Source organism: Promicromonospora kroppenstedtii DSM 19349 (assembly GCF_000515355.1).
GTDB classification, from domain to species: Bacteria; Actinomycetota; Actinomycetes; order Actinomycetales; family Cellulomonadaceae; genus Promicromonospora; species Promicromonospora kroppenstedtii.
Genome location: NZ_KI911649.1, coordinates 22454 through 27330 on the forward strand (window position 1 = coordinate 22454; position 4877 = coordinate 27330).

General features: G+C 73.1%; 4 protein-coding genes. 2 read left to right on the forward strand and 2 right to left on the reverse strand.

Annotated features, from left to right (window positions below):
- A partial coding sequence (locus PROKR_RS09640; RefSeq protein ID WP_051432848.1) for a phosphotransferase-like protein occupies nucleotides 1–386 on the reverse strand: 386 nt, incomplete at its 3' end.
- Nucleotides 387–512: 126 nt separating this feature from the next.
- On the opposite strand from PROKR_RS09640, the gene clpB reads away from it, so the two are divergent.
- Together clpB and PROKR_RS09650 are read left to right on the forward strand one after the other, a co-directional pair.
- Complete coding sequence (gene clpB / locus PROKR_RS09645) at nucleotides 513–3140, forward strand: ATP-dependent chaperone ClpB (protein ID WP_036962607.1); 2628 nt, start codon at nucleotides 513–515, stop codon at nucleotides 3138–3140.
- A 235-nt stretch (nucleotides 3141–3375) separates the two neighbouring features.
- Nucleotides 3376–4422: an ArsR/SmtB family transcription factor gene (locus PROKR_RS09650; protein WP_051432829.1), complete on the forward strand. Its 1047-nt coding sequence runs from the start codon at nucleotides 3376–3378 to the stop codon at nucleotides 4420–4422.
- Here the strand turns inward: PROKR_RS09650 and PROKR_RS09655 are convergent.
- A partial coding sequence (locus tag PROKR_RS09655; RefSeq protein ID WP_084800353.1) for a septum formation family protein occupies nucleotides 4400–4877 on the reverse strand: 478 nt, incomplete at its 5' end. The two genes, PROKR_RS09650 and PROKR_RS09655, sit on opposite strands and share 23 nt — an antisense overlap.

Consider the following 4877-nt stretch of genomic DNA (forward strand, 5'->3'; position numbering starts at 1 on the left):
CGCCGCCCGGCCACGACCGGGTCGCACCGCACGCCCACCCAGAGCGTCGGCACGTCGCCCAGTGCGTCGAGCCAGCGGCGCTGCGACGCGCTGCCGCCCAGGAACACGTCGTCGACCACGAGGTGCGCGCCCGCGCGCGCCATGGCGACCAGCCCGGTGATCCAGGCGTCCTGCAGCGTCATGAAGTCCCCGCCGACGGCGACGCCGCCGTCGTCCGCGAAGCCGATGCCGTCGCCGCCGGAGGTCAGCCGGGCGGGCATCGCGTCGACGAGGGTGTCGATGCTGAGCGAGAGCCAGGGGTCGGGCAGCACGGCCTGCAGGTCGCGGGCGATCGCCGACTTGCCCGAGCTGGATCCGCCGTTGAGCACGATGACCTGGGTGTCCATGCCGCCACCGTACGAGTGTCGGTGACGCGCGCTACAGTGATTTCAAGTTGAGTGGAATAGGCTCAACTTTGAGACGGTTTCATCAAGGTAGCACTCCGCCCATCATCACCAGCCCCGGGAGGCTTCATGGACACCAAGTTCACGACCATGTCGCAGCAGGCGATCGGCGACGCCATCCAGTCGGCGTCGGCCGCCGGCAACCCGCAGCTCGAGCCGGTCCACCTGCTCGCCTCGCTGCTCACGCAGGAGCGCGGCGTGGCCGTCGGCCTGCTCGACGCGGTCGGGGCGAACACGCAGGCCATCGGCCAGCAGGTGCGCGCGGCCCTCGTCGCGCTGCCCCAGGCCAGCGGCAGCAGCACCGCCCAGCCGAGCGCGAGCCGCGCCCTGGCGACGGTCCTCGACCTGGCGGGCAAGGAGGCCCAGGGTCTGGGCGACGAGTACGTCTCCACCGAGCACCTGCTCATCGCGCTGGCCGCCGGCCAGTCGTCCGCGGCGCAGATCCTGTCCGACGCCGGGGCGACCGCCGACGCCCTGCGCGCCGCGCTGCCCGCCGTCCGCGGTTCGGGCCGGGTCACCAGCCCCAACCCGGAGGGCACCTACAAGGCGCTGGAGCAGTACGGCACCGACCTGACGCAGCAGGCGCGCGACGGCAAGCTGGACCCGGTGATCGGCCGCGACTCGGAGATCCGCCGCGTGATCCAGGTGCTGAGCCGCCGTACCAAGAACAACCCCGTGCTCATCGGCGAGCCCGGCGTCGGCAAGACCGCCGTCGTCGAGGGGCTCGCCCAGCGTGTGGTGGCCGGCGACGTTCCCGAGTCCCTCAAGGGCAAGCGCCTGATCGCCCTCGACCTCGCCTCGATGGTGGCCGGCGCCAAGTACCGCGGCGAGTTCGAGGAGCGCCTCAAGGCGGTCCTGGAGGAGATCACCGCGTCCGACGGCGAGGTCGTCACCTTCATCGACGAGCTGCACACCGTGGTCGGCGCGGGGGCGGGCGGCGAGGGCGCCATGGACGCCGGCAACATGCTCAAGCCCATGCTCGCCCGCGGCGAGCTGCGCATGGTCGGCGCCACCACGCTCGACGAGTACCGCGAGCACATCGAGAAGGACCCCGCGCTGGAGCGCCGGTTCCAGCAGGTGTTCGTGGGCGAGCCGTCGGTGGAGGACACCGTGGCGATCCTGCGCGGCCTCAAGGAGCGCTACGAGGCGCACCACAAGGTGACCATCGCCGACTCCGCCCTCGTGGCCGCGGCCTCCCTCTCCGACCGGTACATCTCCGGCCGGCAGCTTCCCGACAAGGCGATCGACCTGGTCGACGAGGCCGCGTCCCGCCTGCGCATGGAGCTCGACTCGTCCCCGATCGAGATCGACGAGCTGCAGCGCGCCGTGACACGCCTGGAGATGGAGGAGGTCGTGCTCTCCGAGTCGGCCGACGCCGCCTCCAAGGACCGGCTCGAACGGCTCCGCGCCGACCTCGCCGACCGCCGCGAGGCCCTCGCCGCGCTCACCGCGCGCTGGGAGTCCGAGAAGGCCGGCCACAACCGCGTGGGCGACCTGCGCGCACGCCTGGACGAGCTGCGGACCGACGCCGAGCGCAAGCTCCGCGAGGGCGACCTGGAAGGCGCGGCGCGGATCCAGTACGGCGAGATCCCCGTCGTCGAGAAGGAGCTCGCGGCCGCCGAGGAGGCCGAGGCAGGCGCGGAGGACGTGCCGGACGGCCTCGGTCCGGAGACCGCCGAGCCGCCGATGATCGCCGACAAGGTCGGCGCCGACGAGATCGCCGAGGTGGTCGCCGCCTGGACCGGCATCCCCGCCGGGCGCCTGCTGCAGGGCGAGTCCGAGAAGCTCCTGCACATGGAGGACGTCCTCGGCGAGCGCCTCATCGGCCAGCGGGCCGCGGTCGCCGCGGTGTCCGACGCCGTGCGGCGCACCCGCGCCGGCGTCTCCGATCCTGACCGGCCCACCGGATCGTTCCTGTTCCTCGGCCCCACCGGCGTGGGCAAGACCGAGCTCGCCAAGGCGCTCGCGGACTTCCTGTTCGACGACGAGCGCGCCATGGTGCGCATCGACATGTCCGAGTACGCCGAGAAGCACTCGGTGGCGCGGCTCGTCGGCGCCCCTCCGGGCTACGTCGGGTACGAGGAGGGTGGTCAGCTCACGGAGGCCGTGCGGCGCAGGCCGTACTCGGTGGTGCTGCTGGACGAGGTGGAGAAGGCGCACCCCGAGGTCTTCGACATCCTGCTCCAGGTGCTCGACGACGGCCGCCTCACCGACGGCCAGGGTCGCACCGTCGACTTCCGCAACACCATCCTGGTGCTCACCTCGAACCTCGGCTCGCAGTTCCTCGTGGAACCGATGCTGTCGGACGAGGAGCGCCGCGACTCCGTGATGACGGCCGTGCGGGCGGCGTTCAAGCCCGAGTTCCTCAACCGGCTCGACGACGTGGTCATCTTCGACGCGCTCACGCTGGACGAGCTCGGGCGCATCGTCGACCTGCAGGTCGGCGCGTTCGCCAAGCGCCTCGGTGACCGGCGCATCACGCTGGAGGTGACCGCGGCGGCTCGCGAGTGGCTCGCCCTGGAGGGCTTCGACCCGGCCTACGGCGCGCGGCCCCTGCGCCGCCTCGTGCAGCGCGAGATCGGCGACCGCCTGGCGCGGCTGCTGCTCGCGGGCGAGGTGACCGACGGCGACACGGTGGTCGTGGACCGTACCGACGGCGAGGGGCTCGCACTGGAGCGGCGGGTGCTCACCGCGTAGCCGGGACCGGCTTTCGGCGGACACCGGGTGACACCGCCCGGCCGACGCGCCCGGCCGTCCGCACCTGCGATCCTCGACGGGTCAGCGGGTGTCGGGCGGCCGGGCGGCGGCTGATTGTGGCGGTGTTGTGAAGGTGGCCGCCTGGGCGCCCAGAACCCGAATTGCGGCTCGTCCCTCTGTATGTGCGGGGTGAATCCCTGCGCGGCCACGAGGGACAGGCGCTCAGGGAGGCCCGATGCTGCGTTTCCACTTCACCGCGGATGATCTGGCGCGGGTCCGGATCGCGCCAGGCCCGGACCCCATGTGGGAGACGCTGCTCAGCGCCCACCTGGTGAACCAGCGCTCGGGCTCCATGTTGTTCGAGCCCTGGCGGGCACGGGTGCTGACCGGCCTGCCGCCCGCTGCGCGCATGCTGCTGCGCCTCGCCCCGCCGCGCGGCTACTCCCCGGACTTCCTCACGCCGGTCGACGGCTCCGGCGCACCCCTGACCGGCCCCGACACGTTCGAGGTCGGCCTCGACGCCGTGCTGTCCACACCGAGGGCCCGGCTCCGGCACGACATCTCGCGGCTCACGCACGGCCGGACGCCGCACCTGTGGATGCGGGACCTCGCCGACGGGTCGGCGTCGGCCGTGCGTGGGCTCGGCGTCGCGATGCGGGCGTACCACCGGCAGGCGATCGGGCCGTACTGGAGCGGGATCCTCGCCGCCGTCGACGTGGACCGGGCAGCGCGCACCCGTGCCTGGGTCGAGGGCGGCACGGAGCACGCGCTGCGCAGCCTGCACCCCGCGATCCGCTGGCAGCATCCCGTGTTGTCGGTCGCGACGGCCGCGGAGCGGGACGTCCACCTGGCGGGCCGTGGCCTGCTCATCGTCCCGTCCTACTTCTGCCATCGTGCCCCGATCTCGCTGGCCGACCCCGAGCTGCCGCCGCTGCTGCTCTACCCCATCACCCACGAGCAGGTCTGGACGGGTTGGCGACCGGAGGACCGGGCCGACGAGGACGGCGGCCGCAGGCTCACCGCCCTGCTCGGCCGTACCCGGGCCGCGGTCCTGCGGGAGCTCGGCACCGGGGCGACCACCACCGAGCTCGCACAGCGGCTGGCGATCTCGCCGGCGTCGGCCTCGGAGCACGCGACCGTGCTGCGCAACGCCGGGCTCGTCACCAGCGGGCGCGAGCGCAACACGGTACTGCACGCGCTCACCCCGCTGGGCCGGACCCTGCTGGACGGCGACGGGCACCGGGTGCCGACGGCGTCGGCTACTGCAGCAGATCCTGCGTGATGGGCTCCGAGGTCGTCGCCAGGCACAGGCCCACGCGGTCACCGTCTGCCCACGACTCCTCGCTGGGGCCCCAGACCACGTAGCTCACCGAGCCGGCCACCGGGCTGGTGCGTGCGACCGGGCCGAGCTGCTTGGTGCCGCACACCTGCGCGATGCGCTTGTCGACGGCGTCCCGGCCCGGCCAGACGGCGGCGTCGGCGAAGTCCGTGCGGCCCACCACCTGGGCGGTGTGCGAGGCGTCGCAGGGGACCGCGAGCACCTCGGAGACCTCGCCGTCCGCCGGGACGCTCTCCACGCAGGAGCCGAGCACGAGCTGCAGCGGGTGCACCTCCTGCGGCTCCGCGATCATCGCCTCGATGGGCTCCCACTGCTGGCGGCCCACCATGTTCACGATGAGGGCGATCACCGCGACGACGGCCACCACGGCCAGCGTCGCCCCGCCGATCAGGGCGTAG